We start from the raw sequence: 19086 nt of genomic DNA, 5'->3' as shown, positions 1-19086 counted from the left end.
GAAGAAAGGAGGCGCGCAGTGCGCCTCCTTTCACATCAAGCCCGAACCTCCCCGCCAGAACACTTCTAGTCGCCGCCGATGAAGCCGATCCGCTACACCATCGTTCCGAAGCAACCCGCCGCCCACCTGTTCGAAGTCACCGTGACCGTCGCCGATCCCGATCCGGCCGGCCAGCGTTTCATGCTGCCGGTGTGGATTCCGGGCAGCTATATGGTGCGCGAGTTCGCGCGCAATATCGTCACGTTGCGGGCCACCAATGAAGCGGGCCGCAAGGTGCGCGTCGAAAAGACCGACAAGCACACGTGGCAGGCCGCGCCGGTCAAAGGCGCGCTGACGCTGCGCTACGAGGTGTATGCATGGGATCTGTCGGTGCGCGCCGCGCATCTTGACGACACGACGGGCTTTTTCAACGGCACCAGCGTATTTCTGTCGCCGCTCGGTCACGAAGACGCACAGTGCGTGGTCGATATCCAGAAGCCGGAAGGCGCGGCGTATCGCGACTGGCGCGTCGCCACCGCGTTGCCGGAAGCGCGCGGCACGAAGCGTTATGGCTTCGGCGAGTATCGCGCGCATAACTACGATGAGTTGATCGATCATCCGGTGACGTTGGGCGAATTCGCACTTGCGACCTTCAAGGCGCACGGTGTGCCGCACGACATCGTGATCGCGGGTCGCGTGATCGGACTCGATATGGCCCGTCTGTCCGCCGATCTGAAGCGTATTTGCGAAACGCAGATCGCGCTGTTCGAGCCGAAGTCGAAGAAAGCGCCGATGGATCGCTACGTGTTCATGACGCAGGCCGTCACCGATGGCTACGGCGGACTGGAGCATCGCGCCTCGACGGCGTTGATCTGCAACCGTGGTGATCTGCCGGTGGAAGGCCGCGACGCGCCCAGCGAGGGCTACCGGACCTACCTCGGACTGTGCAGCCACGAATACTTTCACACCTGGAACGTGAAGCGCATCAAGCCGGCTGTGTTCGCGCCGTACGACCTGAGCGTCGAAAACTACACGTCGCTGCTGTGGCTGTTCGAAGGCTTCACCTCTTACTACGACGATCTGATCCTGGTGCGCAGCGGCCTGATCTCGCAAGACGACTATTTCGGCCTGCTCGGCAAAGTTGTCGGTGGCGTGCAGCGTGGCAGCGGCCGTCTGAAGCAAACGGTGGCCGAAAGCTCGTTCGACGCCTGGGTCAAATACTATCGGCAGGACGAAAATGCGCCGAACGCGATCGTCAGCTATTACACCAAGGGCTCGCTCGTCGCGCTTGCATTCGATCTGACGATTCGTGCGCAGACTGACAACCGCAAATCGCTCGACGACGTGATGCGTCTGCTGTGGCAGCGCTTCGGGCGCGACTTCTACCGCGGCAAGCCCGTTGGTGTCGAAGAAAGCGAAGTCGAGGCGATTTTTGCGGAAGCGACCGGCGTGCAGCTGGGCGAGTTGTTCGCCGAAGCCGTCCACGGTACACGCGATCTGCCTCTCGACTCGTTGCTGGTACCTTTTGGCGTCACGCTTGCTCCCGAACTCGAGAAGAATGGCAAGCCGTCGCTCGGCGCGCGCGTGCGGGGCGGGGCGGATTGCACGCTGGCGGCCGTTCACGACGGCAGCGCGGCGCAGAAGGCCGGCCTCTCGGCGGGCGATGTGCTGATCGCGCTCGACGGTCTGCGCGTCACCGGCTCGAATCTTGATTCGCTGCTGTCGCGCTATCTGCCGGGCGCGAAGGTCGAAGTCCACGCCTTCCGCCGCGACGAACTGCGCACGGCGCAAGTCAAGCTGGACGGGCCGGACGTGGCGCGCTACAAGCTGACCGTCACCGATAAACGGCCGGTCACGCACAAGGCGCGGGAGCGTTGGCTGGCAAGCTGATCGTAATCCGGACAGCCCTTAATCGGTGGTTCAGGGCGGGGATTGTTCTACTGGTGCAACAATCCTTCGCTGCCGGATGGCTTTTTCCCGGGCAGGTAAAAAATCACAATGGCTCCACTCGCGCAAAACTGCGCGCCCCTACTGGAGTCAACCATGACCACGATCCTGCAAATTAACTCGGCAGCCCGCTCGCAAGGCGCGAACTCGACGCTTCTCGTCAACGAGCTGACCGCAAAGCTGCAACAATCGAATTCGGGCGCGCAAGTCGTCGTCCGTAACCTGCAAGCTGAACCGCTGCCGCACCTGGACGACGCCGTCCTCGGCGCGTTCTTCACGCCGGCTGACCAACGCACGCCGGAACAAGCCGCGATCGCTGCGCGCAGCGAAGCGCTGATCGCCGAACTGCAAGCCGCCGACATCATCGTGATCGGCGCACCGATGTACAACTTCGGCATCTCGTCGCAACTGAAGACGTACTTCGACTTCATCGCACGCGCCGGCATCACGTTCCAATATACGGCGAACGGTCCGGAAGGTCTCGTGAAGGGTAAGAAGGTCCACGTGGTTTCGGCACGCGGCGGCAAGTATCTGGGCACGCCGAACGACAGCCAAACGCCGTACCTGAAGAGCTTCCTCGGCTTCCTCGGCATGACCGACGTGAACTTCATCTACGCCGAAGGCCTGAACATGGGCCCGGACGCTGCTACCGCCGCATTGGCTGGCGCGCGTGAAGCGATCGCTGCTGCGTAAGGTTTGAGGTTTGTCCCGCGCGGCGTGATCGCGGCGCGGTGGAATGAAAAAACGCCACGGGGTGTGAATTCCGTGGCGTTTTTGTTTTTGCGGTAGTGGTCTTGGGTGGCCGGTGTCGGAGTGCTTCGCGCGACGGGCGTTAGGCCAGCATCTGCGCTTCGTCGGGCAAGCGCCAGTCGATCGGTTCACGGCCGTGCTTCACGAGATAGTCGTTAGCCGACGCAAAGTGTCCGCAGCCGAGAAAGCCGCGATGCGCCGACAGCGGCGACGGATGCGGCGCTTCCAGCACGTAATGCGACTTGCCGCCGAGCAGCGCGCGTTTGGCTTGCGCATGCGCGCCCCACAGCATGAACACGAGACCGTCATGGCGCATGGCCAGTTCGTGGATCAGCGTATCGGTACATTTCTCCCAGCCGCGTTTCGCGTGACTAGCGGCCGAATCGCGCTCGACGGTCAGCACCGTGTTCAATAGCAGCACGCCCTGTTTGGCCCATGTATCGAGGCAGCCATGACGCGGCGGCTCGTGGCCGAGGCTCGCGGCGATCTCCTTGAAGATGTTGCGCAGCGACGGCGGCGTGCGTACGTTCGGCGCGACTGAAAACGCCAGTCCGTGTGCTTGCGGCGTGCCGCGGTCTTCACCGTGATACGGATCCTGGCCGAGGATCACGACTTTGACTTCGTCGGGACTGGTGAGGCGTAGGGCACGGAAGACGTCTGCGGGGTAGACGGTTTTGCCGGCCGCGCGTTCACCGTCGACGAAACGGCACAAGGGCGCGTAGGCGTCGCTTTCGATGAACGGTGTGAGGTGTGCGCGCCAGGCCGGAGGCAGGGCGGCGAATTGGGCTTCGAGCGTTGGCGGCGAGCCAGCGGCTGTTGATGTCTGCGGCTGTGCAGTTGCGTCGACCGGTGTGGCCGAGGCCTCGTCGAATAACGAAGCTTGCGACGATTTGGCGCGGGTGCGGGAGGCTGAGGTCATGGCGGGGAAGTGTCGCAGCAAACGCGGGCTAGCTCAAGGTGTGAGTGCCGCTCAGGCTCTGTGTACCTCTGCTGGCGCGCGTGGGCGGCAGGGTAGCGGTGCTGAGGCGGGGCCTTAGCGCGCCCGCAATTGATAGCCGCGCTGAGCTTTGCTGATGTCGTCCGGAGCCAGTCCCTCCACCTGCTTGCCGAGTTCTTTCGCCAGCGCATGGAGCGCAGCTTCGTCGCCGGATTTCAGTTCGAGTTCGACTTCTGAGATCGGCGCGCGGCGGGTTTCACCGTTCACTTCGGCAAGCACATTGCCTTGGTCGATCGCGGCTTCGACTTTCGAGCCATCCAGTTCGACATTCCACAGCATTCGCGTGAAATTCGTGCGGAACAGTTCGATCAGTTCAGACGCCGCCTGGCGCAAGGCCTCGGCGGCAGCGGGTTCGTCGCATGCGTGCAGCAAGGCGTCGATTTCGAGCTTCTCACCCGCCACCGGCATTTCCCACTCGTGCCGGCTATGCAGTCCATCCTTCGCGTTACCCACGGTCTTGAACGTTTGCAGCCAGCCGTCCGGCGTATGCCGCAGACGCAGCGCGCTTTTCGACGTAGCCAGCGCAAGCCCCGGCGTATCGAAGTAGATATTCGCCAATTCGATTGGGCGACCCTCTTTGCCAGTGCGTGCGACGAACCACTTTGTCGCCGCTTGCACCTGGCTCACCGGCAGAGCCAGCTTGATTTCACGTTCCATGCCCATCGTGTGCTCCGCTGCGTTCGCTGAATGTGAAACTTGCGCTTAGAAAAACATACGCGCAAGTTCCACACCCGGCTCTTCCGCGCGCATGAACGCCTCGCCGACGAGGAATGTATGCACGTCCATCGCCCGCAGACGTTCGACATCCTGACGCGACAGAATGCCCGACTCCGTGACGACGATGCGGTCGTCCGGAATCGATTCGAGCATGCCGATGGTCGTCTCGATCGATGTTTCGAAGGTGCGCAGGTTGCGGTTGTTGATGCCGATCAGCGGCGTCTTCAACGTCAGCGATTCCATCAGCTCATTGTGGTCATGCACTTCGACCAGCACTGCGAGGCCTAACGAATGCGCGAGCGCTTCGAGGTCCTGCATCTGTGAGGTTTCCAGCGCGGCCGCGATCAGCAGGATCGCGTCGGCACCCATCGCACGGGCTTCGACGATCTGGTACGGATCCACGATGAAGTCCTTGCGCAGCACCGGCAGACTGCAGGCGGTGCGCGCCTCCTCGAGATATGCCACGCTGCCCTGGAAGAACTGGACGTCGGTGAGTACGGACAGGCAGGCCGCGCCGTGTTTTTCGTACGAACGCGCGATTTCGGCTGGGACGAAGTTTTCGCGTAGCACGCCTTTCGACGGGCTTGCCTTCTTCACTTCGGAGATCACCGCGGCCAGGCCGGCCGCATGTTTCGCGCGCAATGCGCCGACGAAATCGCGGATGTCGCGCGAGGATGCTTCGAGGCGCAGCTCTTCGAGCGGCGCGCTCTGTTCAGCCGCGCGGACTTCTTCGCGTTTGACCGCGATGATGCGGTCGAGGATGTCGCTCATGAGTGTCTCGCTACGTAATTACTGCTTGAATTGCTGGGTGAAGCGGACCAGGTCGTCGACCTTCGCGCGTGCCTTGCCGCTCGCGATCGCTTCGCGGGCCAACTGGATGCCGTCCGCAATCGAAGCCGCCACGTTCGCCGAATAGAGCGCCGTGCCCGCGTTCAGCGTGACGATTTCACGCGCGACGCCCGGCTTGTTGTCGAGCGCTTCGAGCAGCATCAGTTTGGATTCGGCGGCGTCGGCTACTTTCAGCGTACGGTTCGATACCATCTGCATGCCGAAGTCTTCCGGATGAATTTCGTACTCGTGGATCTGGCCGTCGCGCAGCTCGCCGACTTGCGTCGCCGCGCCGAGCGAAACCTCGTCCATGCCGTCCATACCGTACACCACCAGCACGTGCTTCGCGCCGAGGCGCTGCATCACGCGCACCTGAATACCGACGAGGTCCCCGTGGAACACGCCCATCAGTTGATTAGGCGCGCCGGCCGGATTGGTCAGTGGCCCAAGAATATTGAAGATGGTCCGCACGCCGAGTTCGCGCCGCACCGGCGCGATGTTCTTCATGGCCGGATGATGGTTCGGCGCGAACATGAAGCCCATGCCGGTTTCCGCAATCGACGCCGCCACCTGTTCCGGTTGCAGATCGATGTTCACGCCGAGCGCTTCGAGCACGTCTGCGCTGCCCGATTTGCTCGACACACCGCGGCCACCGTGCTTCGCGACTTTAGCGCCTGCCGCAGCCGAGACGAACATCGTCGCCGTGGAAATATTAAAGGTGTGCGATCCGTCGCCGCCGGTGCCGACGATATCGACGAAGTTCGAGTTGTCCTGCACCTCGACGTGCCGGGCAAATTCACGCATCACCGTGGCGGCGGCGGTGATTTCGCCGATGGTCTCTTTTTTGACGCGCAAGCCGGTAATGATCGCCGCCGACATCACGGGCGAAAGTTCGCCGCGCATGATGAGCCGCATCAGATGCAGCATTTCGTCGTGGAAAATTTCGCGGTGCTCGATCGTGCGTTGCAGCGCTTCCTGGGGCGTAATCGACATGATTTCGTCTCTCTTTATCAAGCGGTGCGGTGAGCGGTCTTCGACTGCTTCACGAAGTTTTCGAGCAAGGCGTGACCGTGTTCGGACAGGATCGATTCCGGATGGAACTGCACGCCTTCAACGGCCAGTTCCTTGTGACGCACGCCCATGATTTCGCCGTCTTCGGTCCATGCGGACACTTCGAGACAATCCGGCAGCGATTCGCGTTCGATCGCGAGCGAGTGATAACGCGTCACGACGAAATGCTTCGGCAGATCGGCGAATACGCCTTTGCAGTCGGTTTCGATCGTGCTCACCTTGCCGTGCATGATGGTTTGCGCACGCACTACGCGGCCGCCGAAGGCTTCGCCGATCGCCTGATGGCCGAGGCATACGCCGAGAATTGGCGTCTTGCCGGCGAATTCACGCAGCACGTCGAGGGTGATGCCGGCGTGTTGCGGGTTGCTCGGGCCGGGCGACAGGCAAATGCGCTCCGGATTGAGCTTCGCAATTTCGTCCAGCGTGATTTCGTCGTTCCGATAGGTGCGCACGTCTTCGCCGAGTTCGCCGAAGTACTGCACCAGGTTGTAGGTGAACGAGTCGTAGTTGTCGATCATAAGCAGCATGGTGTGTCTCCGGTCAGAAGTCGCTATCGAGGCCGTCTTGAACCTGCTCGGCGGCGCGCAGCACGGCGCGCGCCTTGTTCTCGGTCTCTTGCCATTCGGATTCCGGCACCGAATCCGCGACTACACCGGCTGCCGCCTGCACATACAGATTGCCGTTTGCGATGACGCCGGTGCGGATCGTGATCGCCAGATCCATTTCGCCGGTGAACGACAGATAGCCGACGGCGCCGCCGTAGAGGCCGCGTTTCACCGGTTCCAGTTCGTCGATCAATTCCATCGCGCGAACCTTCGGCGCGCCGGACAACGTGCCGGCCGGGAAGGTGGCGCGCAACACGTCGAAGTTGGTGGTGCCGGGCTTCAGCTTCCCTTCGACCGAGCTCACGATGTGCTGCACGTGCGAGTACTTCTCGATCACCATCTGATCGGTGACGACCACCGAACCGATCTGCGAAATACGGCCCACGTCGTTACGCGCGAGGTCGATCAGCATCACGTGTTCGGCGATTTCCTTCGGATCGTTCAGCAGTTCGGTGGCGAGTTCGGCGTCGCGTTCCGGCGTGTTGCCGCGCGGACGGGTGCCGGCAAGCGGCCGGATCGTCACGATGCGGTCTTCGCCACGCTTTTCCTGACGCACCAGAATTTCCGGCGACGCGCCGACCACGTGGAAGTCGCCGAAGTTGTAGAAGTACATATAGGGCGACGGATTCAGCGAGCGCAGCGCGCGATACAGCGACAGCGGATTGTCGCGGTATGGCTTGATCAGACGCTGGCCGACCTGCACCTGCATCAACTCGCCGGCGGCGATGTATTCCTTCGCCTGGCGCACGGCGGCGAGGTAATCGTCTTTGGCGAACTCGCGGTAGGTCTCGGTGCGCACGCTGGCCGACGTGACTGGAGGCTGGACGGTTGTGCGCAAACGCTGACGCAATTCACGCAGACGCTGTTTGGCTTTTGTGTACGCCTCGGGCTGCGTCGGATCGGAGTACACCACCAAGTAGAGCTTGCCCGCGAGGTTGTCGATCACCGCGACTTCCTCGGTGAGCAGCAACTGAATGTCCGGCAGATTCAGATCGTCTTTCGGTGCGGTGTGCGCGAGTTTCTTCTCGATGTAGCGCACCGCGTCATAGCCGAAGTAGCCCGCCAGTCCGCCTGCGAAACGCGGCAAACCGGGGCGCTGCGCCACTTTGAAGCGGCCCTGGAATTGCTGGATGAACTCGAGCGGATCGCCCTCGTGCGTTTCGACGACTTTGCCGTCCCGCACCACTTCCGATACGCCGTTGCGGGTGCGCAGCAGCGTACGCGCCGGCAGTCCGATGAACGAATAGCGTCCAAAGCGTTCGCCGCCCACCACCGATTCCAGCAGGAACGAGTTGGCGCCGTTGCGTTCGCTCTGCGCTAGCTTCAGGTACAGCGAGAGCGGCGTTTCGAGGTCGGCGAGCGCTTCGGCGATCAGCGGAATGCGGTTGAAACCCTCGTTGGCGAGGGACTGGAATTCGAGTTCGGTCATGTTCCGATCCTGTACGTACGTCAGACGGCACTATGCGTCGGACAAAGCGGGGCGTTACGCAGCCGGTCAGGCGTTCGTTCGACGTTTCGACACGATGATACCGACCGGCGCGAGTTTCCCATCGACGCATGCAAGGGGTTTCAGCGCACAGATGTACTTTGCGGGTACACGAACGCCAAATCAACCGATGCAGCGAAACAAGGTGATGGAAAAAACGCGTGAGCGCAGCGAAGTAAAAAACGGTTGCCGAAGACGAGCTTCAGCGTACCTCAGGCGAGGTTAGCGCGACCAGCGACGCCAGGGCCAGGCTCCCCGGTCGATGCTAATCAGACTCCGTTTTTTATTCAGAAACATGAGGATGAAGGACTTTTCAGGTCGTGGAATGGTGCGCTGCGATAACCTTGGCGGCATCGAGCAGCGAGGCAACTATACCATCGGATTTTATTTCTTGTACAGATCGGCCGTGGTTGTAACCGTACGGCAGCGTTAGCGTTGCCATGCCCGCCGCGCGGCCTGCCAGCGCATCGTTTTCCGAATCGCCGATGGCGACCGTGGTTTCCGGTGTGACGCCTAGTTGCGCTGCGGCGGTGATCATCGGCAGCGGATCAGGCTTCTTTTTCGGCAGGCTGTCGCCGCCGAGCACGACGCTGAAATACTGGCTGAGCCCGTATTGCTCCAGCAATTCGACGGCGAACCGGTGCGGCTTGTTGGTGACGCACGCGAGTTTGAGGCCGGCGTCGCGCATGGCGCTGAGGCCGGCTTCGACCTCGGGGTACAGCCGTGTGTGCACGCCGTTGATCTTGGCGTATTCCTCCTGATAGATCGCGAGCGCTTCGTCGAAACGGTCCTGTGCGTGGTCCGTTTCGAAGCGCTCGGCCAGCACACGGCGAATCAGATTCTCCGAGCCCTTGCCGATGTAGCCGACCACTTCCTCGCGCGAGGTTTCCGTCGCGTCGAGTTGCGCAAGCATGCCGTTCAGGCCGGCGGTGAAATCGTCTGCGGTATCGATCATCGTGCCGTCGAGGTCGATGATCGCGGCTTGCAGGCGCGGGCCGGTGAAGGTTGGGGCAGGGAACGGAGTCGTCATTTCTCGTGCGGGATATCAGTGCTCGATGTTGGCGAGTGCGGCGCGCATCTTGTCGATCACCGCCTTGTGATCCGGCGCACCGAAGATCGCCGAACCTGCCACGAAGGTGTCCGCGCCAGCCGCCGCGATTTCGGCGATGTTGTCGACCTTCACGCCGCCGTCCACTTCGAGGTGAATCTCGCGGCCGGTCTTTTCCTTGTAGGCATCGATCCGCTTGCGCGCTTCGCGCAGTTTGACGAGCGCCTCAGGAATGAACGATTGACCGCCGAAGCCCGGATTCACCGACATGATCAGCACCAGATCGACCTTGTCCATCACGTAGTCCAGATGGTTCAGCGATGTGGCCGGATTGAACACGAGGCCGGCCTTGCAACCGTGGTCGCGAATCAGCGACAGCGTGCGGTCGATGTGATCCGAGCCTTCCGGGTGAAAGCTGATCAGGTTCGCGCCGGCCTTGGCGAAGTCCGGCACGATGCGGTCGACCGGGCGCACCATCAGGTGCACGTCGATCGGGACGTCCACGTGCGGGCGGATCGCTTCGCAGACGAGCGGGCCGATTGTCAGGTTCGGCACATAATGGTTGTCCATCACGTCGAAGTGAATCCAGTCGGCGCCGGCGGCGACAACGTTGCGGACTTCCTCGCCAAGGCGGGCGAAATCGGCGGACAGAATGCTGGGGGCAATGCGGAATTGCGTCATGGCGGGGGCGGATGCAAGCGGGAAAACACCATTTTACCGGTTTGTACGCTTCCGAACCGGCTTGGGGGCGAGTTGAGGCCGGCAGCGATAACGCGCGGTAAAGGTGACAAAACGCCTTAGCGGCCCTTGGCCAGAGGGATTTGTCCGGTTGCGGGCATGCCGCGCATCAAGCAGAATGCCAAACCATAGGCGCCGCTTCGCCAATGTGCCCGCAAACCATTGGCGTTCGGGGCTTCCCGCGATTTTTCACACTCCGTTTCACCAGACCGGAATCAGGATGAGCCAGTACGAATTCAGCGTCTCGGCGCAGGTGCAGTTTCTGCCCGAAGAGTCGGACCCGGAGCGCCGCCAGTATGCGTTTGCATACACGCTGACCATCCGTAACAGCGGTCAGGTGCCCGCGCAGTTGATTGCGCGTCACTGGGTGATCACCGACAGCGAAAACAATGTTCAGGAAGTGAAAGGCCTGGGCGTGGTCGGGCATCAGCCGCTGCTCAAACCGGGCGAGCACTTCGAATATACGAGTTGGGCCGTGATCGCCACGCCCGTTGGCACGATGCGTGGCGACTATTTCTGCGTTGCTGAGGACGGCGAGCGCTTCGACGCACCTGTACCAGAGTTCATTCTGCGGATGCCGCGTACTTTGCATTGAACCGAGAGCGCGGCTCGCGGTCTTTAAAAAGCTTTACAGCGCAGCTTTACTGGGATTTTTGCTGCTTTTGCTGTTCATCGGTGGCGGCGCGGGCGGCCTTCTTCTTGCCGGACGACGTCCAGACAACGATAAAGACGAGCAGGAAGAGCGCGAGGAGCGATTCCAGCGCGAAGATGAGCATCGGGTATTCGTCGAACAGATCAGACATGGCGGTTTCCATCAAGAACGAACATTGTATGCGTTTTGTCCGCACGGCCGGAGCATGGCTCGGCGCGCTTTCGGTGGCGATAATGCTGGCTTCCTGCGGAGGCGGCGGTGCAGTCCGGCCTTCGGTTTCGCCGCCCACGGGCGCCGCGATCATACCCGGGCAGATCGCCGCGACGCGGCTGACAGCCGTGGCCTGGCAGCAGGTGCCAGGGTGGCAGGACGATTCGCTGATCGGCGCGACGGCCGCATTGCGGCAAAACTGCCTGAGGCTCGCGCGTCAACCGAACTGGGCCCGTGCATGCGCGGCGGCCTCGCAGATCGACGATCTGGACGTCACCAGTGCACGGGCATTTTTCGAGGCGTATTTCACGCCTTTCCAGTTAGCCAATAACGACGGCACGCTCGATGGCCTCGTCACCGGCTACTACGAGCCGTTGCTGCGCGGTTCGCGCACGCGGCATGGTGTGTATCAGACGGCGCTGTATCGCTGGCCTTCCGGTTATCGCGCGGGTGCGCCGCTGCCGGCGCGTGCGCAACTCGAGCGTGCGGGCGTGCTCAACGGCAATGAACTCGTGTGGGTCGACGATCCGATCGAAGCGTTCTTCCTGCAGGTGCAAGGCTCCGGGCGCGTCGTGATGGAAGACGGCAGCGTGATGCGGGTCGGATTTGGCGGCACGAACAATCAACCGTACAAGTCGATTGGACGGTGGCTGCTCGATCGCGGTGAACTGACGCCGGCGCAGGCGACCATGCAAGGCATCAAGGCATGGGCGCGCGCGAATCCGACGCGGGTCGACGCATTGCTCGATACCAATCCGCGCTTCGTGTTCTTCCGCGAGATGCCGTCCGGCGAGAGTGCGCCGAGCGGCGGTGCGGATGGTCCGATCGGTGCATTGGGCGTGCCGTTGACGCCGGAGCGATCGATCGCGGTGGATCCGACTTCGATTCCGCTAGGTACGCCGGTGTTCTTGCAGACCACGCGACCGTTGACGAACTCGCCGATGAACCGCCTCGTCTTTGCGCAGGACACGGGGTCCGCGATCAAAGGCGGCGTGCGCGCGGACTACTTCTGGGGTCTCGGCGACGACGCCGGCGATCTGGCCGGCAAGATGAAGCAGGGCGGCCGGATGTGGTTGTTGTTGCCGAATTCGTGAGGGTTTGGGGGCGCGCCGGCGGGATCTTCCTGATCGCTGGTTTCTGGCTTCTGGTTTGATAACGGCGCCGACGCCGATCAGCCCCGTTATCAAGCATCAACCTTCGGCGCTTCGCTTAAAGCCCCGACTTCCGTTTGTCTACCACACGCCGTGCCTTGCCCACCGAACGCTCGATACCGTTCACACCCAGCACGTTCACGATGGCGCTGACGCCGATCAGTGCCTTGATGTCGTAGGTCAACGCCTGTTTTGCCGTGGTCAACGCGGCAGTATCCGGCGCTGATTCCGGGCAGGGCTCGACGTTCAACGTCAATACGTCGAGCGGGCCTTCCTTCGTCAGCACGATTTGATAGTGCGGCGCGAGGGCGTGTTGCTTGAGTAGCAATTCTTCGATCTGCGTCGGGAACACGTTGACGCCGCGCACGATCATCATGTCGTCCGAGCGGCCCGTGATCTTTTCCATGCGGCGCATGGTACGTGCGCTGCCTGGCAGGAGGCGGGTCAGATCGCGCGTTCGGTAACGGATGATTGGCAGCGCTTCCTTGGTCAACGACGTGAATACCAGCTCGCCGAGCTCACCGTCCGGCAGCACTTCGCCAGTCTCGGGATCAATGATCTCGGGGTAGAAATGGTCTTCCCAGATGGTCGGGCCATCTTTGGTCTCGACGCATTCCGAAGCGACGCCAGGTCCCATCACTTCAGACAGACCGTAGATATCCACAGCGTCGATGCCCATGCGCTTTTCGATCGCCTGGCGCATGTCATTGGTCCACGGTTCCGCGCCGAAGATGCCGAGGCGCAGCGAGCAATTCGCCGGATCGATGCCTTGCCGTTCAAGTTCGTCGGCGATCGACAGCATATAGCTCGGCGTCACCATGATGATATCGGGCCGGAAGTCCTGAATCAGTTGCACCTGCTTTTCAGTCTGACCGCCGCCGAACGGGATCACCGTCAGCCCGGCGCGCTCCGCGCCGTAGTGTGCGCCGAGGCCGCCTGTGAACAAACCGTAGCCGTAACTCACGTGAACTTTGTCGCCGCGCTTCGCCCCCGCGGCACGGATCGAACGTGCGACGAGATTCGCCCACGTATCGATATCGCGCGCCGTGTAGCCAACGACCGTCGGCTTGCCCGTTGTTCCAGACGACGCGTGGATCCGCGAGATCTGTTCCTGCGGCACTGCGAACATGCCGAAAGGGTAGCTGTCGCGCAGATCCTTCTTGGTGGTGAACGGGAAGCGCGCGAGGTCCGCGAGAGTCTTCACTTCGCTCGGGTGAACGCCGGCTTCATCGAATTTTTGCCGATACACCGGCGAATTTTCATAAGCGTGGTTCAGCGACCATTTGAGCCGTTCGAGTTGGAGCGCGGCGAGTTCGTCGCGGCTGGCTGTCTCGATGGGATCGAGCGGAAGGGCGGTGGTCATCGAATGTCTCCTTGCTGCCTCAATGCTTGGGTCTGGGGTGCGGTGCGCTTGCGCGCAAAAACCGGGGACTCGCTGCTATCTACTATCTATATAGGTGCTGGCAACAGGTCGCGAACGTGTCGCGGCTCTGCCGTTCAGTCTGCTATTCAATCGCCGGTAGGAATCAGGTTGCCTTTGATCTGTGCCGATTTGCCGCGAAACATCGCCACGGTCTCCTCTGCGCGATTCGTGACGCGAATGTCGTAAATGCCGGTGCGGCCGCTCAAGGTTTGCTCGACCGCTTCGGCAGTCAACACGTCGCCGCCTTTCACCGGCCGCAGGAACTCGATCGAGCAACCCGCTGCGACGGTGTTGATGTTGTACGTGTTGCAAGCGAAAGCGAATGTCGAATCAGCGAGCGTGAAAATCAGGCCGCCGTGGCAAATCTGATGGCCGTTGAGGAAGTCGTCGCGCACGGCCATGCGCAGGCGCGCGTATCCTGGGCGCACTTCTACGATTTCGAGACCGAGCGCACGGCTGCACGCGTCGTTTTCGTACATGGCGGCCGCAGTTGCGCGAGCGAGTTCGTCAGGTGTCATTTGAGCGGGGTGGTTCGGTTGCGCGGACATATCAGCGACCCTCGAAGCGCGGTGCGCGTTTTTCCACGAACGCTTGCACGCCTTCCGCGTAATCGTGCGAAGCACCGAGTTCGCGTTGCAGATCGCGTTCGAGATCGAGTTGCTGATCCAGCGTTTGCGTCGCCCCGGCGCGCATTGCCTGCTTGATCGCAGCGATAGCGCGCGTGGGCTGCTGCGCCAGTTGGGCCGCGAGCTTGCTTGCCGTGGCGGCTAGCTCGGTGTCGTCAACCGCTTGCCAGATCAGCCCCCAGCTTTCGGCTTTCTCCGCGCTCAGTTTGTCGCCGGTGATGGCGAGACCCAAGGCGCGGGCCATACCGACGCGTTGCGGCAGGAACCATGTGCCGCCCGAGTCCGGCACGAGACCGATCTTCACGAATGCCTGAATGAAGTTGGCCGAACGAGCGGCAAGCACGAGGTCGCAGGCCAGCGCGAGATTGGCGCCGGCACCGGCGGCCGTGCCGTTGACCGCGGCAATCACGGGCAACGGCAGTGCTTGCAGGCGGCGAATCAACGGATTGAAATGCGCGTTGATCAGTTCGCCCAGATCGGTCATTGCCCCTGGCGTGAAGTCGAGATCCGCGAGATCCTGTCCTGCGCAGAAGCCGCGGCCCGCGCCGGTCAGCACGAGCGCGCGCGCGCCGGACGCTTCGACCTGGCCGAGTGCGTCGCTCAATTCCTGATGCATCGCGCGGGTAAAGCTGTTGAGCTTGTCCGGGCGGTTCAGCGTGATGGTCGCTACGCGGCTCGATGTATCGATGTCGAGGCGAATCGCTTCATATGACATTGGGTGTCTCCTCAAAGTCTCTTTGATCGGCAGTGCAATGGGCGGCGGCGTTAGTGTCAGAGCCGCTCGATTACCAATGCAATGCCTTGGCCTACGCCGATACACATCGTGCAAAGCGCAAAGCGGCCGTTGATTCGTTCCAACTGATAAAGCGCGGTAGTGATCAAACGCGCGCCAGAAGCGCCGAGCGGGTGGCCGAGCGCAATCGCTCCGCCGTTCGGATTGACACGCGGATCGTCGTCGCGCAAGCCGAGCGTGCGTAAGACTGCCAGTCCCTGCGACGCGAAGGCTTCGTTCAACTCGATCACGTCGAATTGCTCGAGTGTCATGTTCAGTTGCTTCAACAGCTTTTGCGTGGCCGGCGCCGGGCCGATGCCCATGATGCGTGGCTCCACGCCTGCCGTTGCCATGCCCACCACGCGTGCGCGGCGACGCAATCCGTATTGATCGGCAGCTTCCTGATTTGCGAGCAACAGTGCACACGCGCCGTCGTTCACGCCCGATGCATTGCCTGCGGTCACGCTGCCGTCGGGACGGACCACGCCCTTGAGCTTGGCCAGGCTTTCGAGCGACGTTTCGCGCGGATGCTCGTCGAGCGTCACGCGTACGGGGTCGCCTTTCTTCTGCGCAATTTCAACGCCGACGATTTCCTGAGCGAGCGTGCCGTCGCGCTGTGCGCGAGATGCTTTTTGCTGACTCGCCAGAGCAAAGGCGTCCTGATCGGCGCGGCTTATGCCGAACTCGATGGCCACGTTTTCCGCGGTCTCCGGCATCGAATCGACGCCGTATTGACGCTTCATCAACGGATTGATGAAACGCCAGCCGATGGTCGTGTCGTAAATATCGGCCTGCCGTGAAAATGCACTGGTGGCCTTGCCCATTACGAACGGCGCGCGCGTCATGCTTTCGACGCCGCCTGCAATCATCAGCCGCGCTTCGCCGGCCTTGATGGCGCGCGCCGCAGTGCCGACCGCATCCATACCCGAGCCGCACAGACGGTTGATGGTTGTGCCCGACGCTGCCGTGGGCAAGCCGGCCAGCAAAGCCGCCATGCGAGCCACGTTACGGTTGTCGTCACCGGCCTGATTGGCACAGCCATAGATCACGTCGTCGAGTGCCTGCCAGTCGACACCGGCATTGCGCTCGATCAACGCCCTGATCGGTACCGCGCCGAGGTCGTCGGCACGGACATCCTTCAGGGCGCCGCCGTAGCGGCCGATTGGGGTGCGAATCGCGTCGCAAATGAAGGCGTCGTTCATATGGATTCCTGCTGGGCCGGATTGGCGGGACTTGCCAATCCGATGTCTCATGTTAGTTGGGGTGCACGGCTCGGTCCATTCGGCCAAACGGCATAGGGCGAAAGCCGTGCTTTTGTCTTATGCCATTCAGCCAGCTACCGCCGGCGCCGCTTTCGGTTCAACATGAACGCGACTTTGAACGACGCGGAAGCGGTTTGCGACAAAGGCTGCGTCGGCCAGCGCGGCATTTGCCGCCGGGTTTGAGCCCGTGCCGTGGAAGTCGGAGAAGGCCGCCGATTGATTGACGAATACGCCACCCGTCAAATTGATCGAGAGTGCTACGCCGCCGCGGATCGATGCTTCATGTGCTTCGTCGAGCACGGCTTCGTTCGTGCTGTAGACCGACAGCGTCAGTGCGCCATGTTCTGCAGCGATTGCGCCGGCAAGGTCGAGCGACTGCGCGGTCGACTCCGTCGCGATCACGAAGGAGATCGGGCCGAACCATTCTTTGGTGAACTGCGCGTGGTCGGTCGCGGCGTCCAGTTGGAGCACGAGCGGTGTGCGCACACGGGCGCCAGCAAAAGCCGGATGTTCCAGCGATTGGCTTTCTACTAAAACGCGGCCGAGCTTGCTGGCTTCCTCGATGCGCTGGGTGACACCTTCGTTCTGGATTGCGCCAAGCAGTTCAACGGCGCGAGCCGGGTCGGCGACCAGTTTTTGCACGGCGCCGGCGATAGCCTGAGCGACTTCGTCGAAGCCGAGCGTGCCCTCAGCGGTGCGGATGCCGTTGCGCGGCACATAGATGTTTTGCGGCGCGGTGCACATTTGTCCCGAGTACAGCGCGAGCGAGAAGGCGATATTGCGAGCGGCGGCTTTGATGTCGTCAACCGAGTCGATCACGATCTGATTGACGCCGGCTTTTTCGGTGTAGACCTGAGCCTGGTGTGCATTGCGCTCGAGCCAGGTGCCGTTTTGAGTGCTGCCCGTGAAATCGATTAACTTGATTTCAGGGCGCAGAGCGAGGTCCTGGACCAGCGCGCCATCGTTCGGTTCGGTGGCCAGCAGCGTAACAACGTTCGGATCGAATCCGGCTTCGCGCAGCACATCGCGTGCGATGCGCACAGTCAGCGCGAGGGGCAGAATCGCGCCCGGGTGCGGTTTGACGATGACCGTGTTGCCGGTGGCCAGATCAGCAAAGAGGCCCGGATAGCCGTTCCATGTCGGGAAGGTGCAGCAGCCGAGCACGAGGCCGGTGCCGCGCGGCACGACTGTATAGCGCTTGTGCATTGCAAGCGGCGGATTTTTGCCTTGCGGCTTTTCCCAGTGAGCGTCGGCGGGAATGCGGCGCAGTTGGTCCCACGCGTACACGACCGCTTCGAGGGCACGGTCTTGCGCATGCGGGCCGCCAGCCTGGAAGGCCATCATGAATGCCTGGCCGGTCGTGTGCATCACGCTGTAGCCGATTTCGAAGCTGGCGCGATTCACTCGCGCGAGGATTTCGAGGCACACACCGATCCACGCCTGCGGGCCGGCCGCGCGCCAATCGCGCTGTGCCACGGCGGCTGCGGAGATCAACGCATCAGGATCGGCCTTCGGATAGCGCACGCCGAGCGGGAAGCCGAACGGCGAGACTTCAGCGCCGACGGTTTCTCCGGTCGATGGCTGGTCCAGTTCGAACGTCTTGTTCAGAAGCGCTTTGAATGCGGCTTCGCCGTCTGCGCTTGCTGTTTCCCCGTACACTTTCGGACTGGGCATCTCGACGAACGGGCTCCAGTAGCCGCGCGTTTCAACCGCGGTGAGTGCCTTTTGCAGCGTGTCTTCGTGCTTGGTGAATAGCGGATGTGTCATGGCAGAGGGGCTTGGCTGTACGTTGGGGAAAGCCTGTCGAATAATTGACCGACCGGTTGGTTGGCTAATGGTAGCATTACTGAGACGGCTGCGCGAAGCGTTTTTTGCGCACCATTAAGCATAAGGAGGCGGCATGGCTTACGAGAACATTCTGGTTGAGACGCGTGGACGGGTGGGTTTGGTCACATTGAATCGCCCGAAGGCGTTGAACGCACTGAACGACGCGTTGATGGACGAATTGGGCGCGGCGCTACGGGAGTTCGATGCCGACGACGCGATTGGTGCGATCGTGGTGACGGGCAGCGAGAAAGCGTTCGCCGCTGGAGCCGACATCGGGATGATGGCGACCTATACCTATATGGACGTCTACAAAGGCGACTACATCACCCGCAACTGGGAAACGGTGCGCTCGATCCGCAAGCCGATTATCGCTGCGGTGGCGGGCTTCGCGCTTGGTGGCGGTTGCGAGCTGGCGATGATGTGCGACATCATTCTCGCCGCCGACACTGCGAAGTTCGGTCAGCCGGAAATCAAGCTGGGCATCATGCCGGGTGCCGGCGGCACACAGCGGCTTCCGCGCGCAGTCTCCAAGGCGAAAGCGATGGATCTCTGCTTGACCGCCCGCTTCATGGACGCTGCCGAGGCCGAGCGTGCCGGATTGGTCTCGCGGGTGATTCCCGCGGCTTCGCTGCTTGACGAGGCGGTGGCTGCGGCCGCGACCATCGCTGAATTCCCGTTGCCGGCGGTGATGATGATCAAGGAATCGGTTAACCGCGCATACGAAACGACGCTCGCAGAGGGCGTGCATTTCGAGCGACGCCTCTTCCATTCGCTCTTCGCTACGGAAGATCAGAAGGAAGGGATGGCCGCGTTCGTTGAGAAGCGCAAACCGGTTTTCAAGCATCGTTAATACGCTTGTCAAAATAACGCTTGCAAGGGGCCGTTTGGCTCGCTAGAATCTCGCTCTTTCGTGCTTCGGACGCCGGGGCACGGGAAGTGGGAGAGCCAGCAGTGGCAAGGCTTTGCGCGAGGCGGGCAGGTTCAGGAAGTTAGAAAA

19 protein-coding genes are annotated in these 19086 nt (G+C 61.9%); 5 read left to right on the top strand and 14 right to left on the bottom strand.

The features are described from left to right. Positions 1-78: 78 nt before the first annotated feature. Positions 79-1869 carry a M61 family metallopeptidase gene (locus KHO30_RS34130; protein WP_211703530.1) on the top strand — a complete coding sequence of 597 codons (1791 nt, stop codon included), beginning with the start codon at positions 79-81 and terminating at the stop codon, positions 1867-1869. A 153-nt stretch (positions 1870-2022) separates the two neighbouring features. After that, entirely contained in the window at positions 2023-2619 is a 597-nt protein-coding gene (locus tag KHO30_RS34125) for an FMN-dependent NADH-azoreductase (RefSeq protein WP_054036687.1), read from the top strand. Positions 2620-2758: 139 nt separating this feature from the next. Here KHO30_RS34125 and KHO30_RS34120 read toward each other — a convergent pair whose 3' ends face one another. The 8 genes from KHO30_RS34120 to rpe form a co-directional block, all read right to left on the bottom strand. After that, positions 2759-3595, bottom strand: a complete 837-nt coding sequence (locus tag KHO30_RS34120; RefSeq protein ID WP_211703529.1) for a uracil-DNA glycosylase — start codon at positions 3593-3595, stop codon at positions 2759-2761. Between the two features lie 114 nt (positions 3596-3709). Then, positions 3710-4336 carry a CYTH domain-containing protein gene (locus KHO30_RS34115; RefSeq protein ID WP_211703528.1) on the bottom strand — a complete coding sequence of 209 codons (627 nt, stop codon included), beginning with the start codon at positions 4334-4336 and terminating at the stop codon, positions 3710-3712. 39 nt (positions 4337-4375) lie between these two features. Next, entirely contained in the window at positions 4376-5161 is a 786-nt protein-coding gene (gene trpC / locus KHO30_RS34110; protein WP_211703527.1) for an indole-3-glycerol phosphate synthase TrpC, read from the bottom strand. A gap of 18 nt (positions 5162-5179) precedes the next feature. Then, positions 5180-6211 (bottom strand): anthranilate phosphoribosyltransferase, encoded by a 1032-nt coding sequence (trpD, locus tag KHO30_RS34105; protein WP_054036695.1) that lies wholly within the window; start codon positions 6209-6211, stop codon positions 5180-5182. A gap of 17 nt (positions 6212-6228) precedes the next feature. Then, positions 6229-6816, bottom strand: coding sequence for an aminodeoxychorismate/anthranilate synthase component II (locus KHO30_RS34100; RefSeq protein WP_054036698.1), 588 nt, complete (start codon positions 6814-6816; stop codon positions 6229-6231). Positions 6817-6829: 13 nt separating this feature from the next. Beyond that, complete coding sequence (trpE, locus tag KHO30_RS34095; RefSeq protein ID WP_054036746.1) at positions 6830-8323, bottom strand: anthranilate synthase component I; 1494 nt, start codon at positions 8321-8323, stop codon at positions 6830-6832. 370 nt (positions 8324-8693) lie between these two features. Continuing rightward, positions 8694-9410, bottom strand: a complete 717-nt coding sequence (locus KHO30_RS34090) for a phosphoglycolate phosphatase (protein ID WP_211703526.1) — start codon at positions 9408-9410, stop codon at positions 8694-8696. Between the two features lie 15 nt (positions 9411-9425). Then, a complete protein-coding gene (rpe, locus tag KHO30_RS34085; RefSeq protein WP_028199698.1) occupies positions 9426-10109 on the bottom strand; it encodes a ribulose-phosphate 3-epimerase in 684 nt (227 codons plus the stop codon). A gap of 277 nt (positions 10110-10386) precedes the next feature. Here rpe and apaG point away from each other — a divergent pair, with 277 nt between their 5' ends. Continuing rightward, positions 10387-10761: a Co2+/Mg2+ efflux protein ApaG gene (gene apaG, locus KHO30_RS34080; RefSeq protein ID WP_054036748.1), complete on the top strand. Its 375-nt coding sequence runs from the start codon at positions 10387-10389 to the stop codon at positions 10759-10761. 46 nt (positions 10762-10807) lie between these two features. On the opposite strand, the gene KHO30_RS34075 is transcribed toward apaG, so the two are convergent. Continuing rightward, complete coding sequence (locus KHO30_RS34075) at positions 10808-10969, bottom strand: hypothetical protein (protein WP_200621438.1); 162 nt, start codon at positions 10967-10969, stop codon at positions 10808-10810. A gap of 28 nt (positions 10970-10997) precedes the next feature. Between KHO30_RS34075 and mltA the strand changes: the two genes are divergently transcribed. Further along, positions 10998-12122: a murein transglycosylase A gene (gene mltA, locus KHO30_RS34070; RefSeq protein WP_244864195.1), complete on the top strand. Its 1125-nt coding sequence runs from the start codon at positions 10998-11000 to the stop codon at positions 12120-12122. A gap of 115 nt (positions 12123-12237) precedes the next feature. On the opposite strand, the gene paaK is transcribed toward mltA, so the two are convergent. From paaK to paaN, 5 genes are all read right to left on the bottom strand, one after another. Then, positions 12238-13542, bottom strand: coding sequence for a phenylacetate--CoA ligase PaaK (gene paaK, locus KHO30_RS34065; RefSeq protein WP_093643552.1), 1305 nt, complete (start codon positions 13540-13542; stop codon positions 12238-12240). Positions 13543-13688: 146 nt separating this feature from the next. Then, a complete protein-coding gene (paaI, locus tag KHO30_RS34060; protein ID WP_054036751.1) occupies positions 13689-14150 on the bottom strand; it encodes a hydroxyphenylacetyl-CoA thioesterase PaaI in 462 nt (153 codons plus the stop codon). A gap of 1 nt (position 14151) precedes the next feature. Beyond that, entirely contained in the window at positions 14152-14943 is a 792-nt protein-coding gene (gene paaG / locus KHO30_RS34055; protein WP_093643555.1) for a 2-(1,2-epoxy-1,2-dihydrophenyl)acetyl-CoA isomerase PaaG, read from the bottom strand. A 56-nt stretch (positions 14944-14999) separates the two neighbouring features. After that, positions 15000-16202 (bottom strand): 3-oxoadipyl-CoA thiolase, encoded by a 1203-nt coding sequence (gene pcaF, locus KHO30_RS34050; protein ID WP_093643557.1) that lies wholly within the window; start codon positions 16200-16202, stop codon positions 15000-15002. 126 nt (positions 16203-16328) lie between these two features. Then, positions 16329-18029 carry a phenylacetic acid degradation protein PaaN gene (paaN, locus tag KHO30_RS34045; protein WP_211703525.1) on the bottom strand — a complete coding sequence of 567 codons (1701 nt, stop codon included), beginning with the start codon at positions 18027-18029 and terminating at the stop codon, positions 16329-16331. Between the two features lie 133 nt (positions 18030-18162). Here paaN and KHO30_RS34040 point away from each other — a divergent pair, with 133 nt between their 5' ends. Beyond that, complete coding sequence (locus KHO30_RS34040; protein WP_093643561.1) at positions 18163-18939, top strand: enoyl-CoA hydratase; 777 nt, start codon at positions 18163-18165, stop codon at positions 18937-18939. Positions 18940-19086 lie beyond the last annotated feature (147 nt).

Origin of the sequence: Paraburkholderia aspalathi (assembly GCF_905220735.1) — a bacterium.
GTDB lineage: Bacteria > Pseudomonadota > Gammaproteobacteria > Burkholderiales > Burkholderiaceae > Paraburkholderia > Paraburkholderia aspalathi.
The sequence above is the reverse complement of the archived record's forward strand: the minus strand, read 5'-3'. Positions and strand labels throughout refer to the sequence as shown.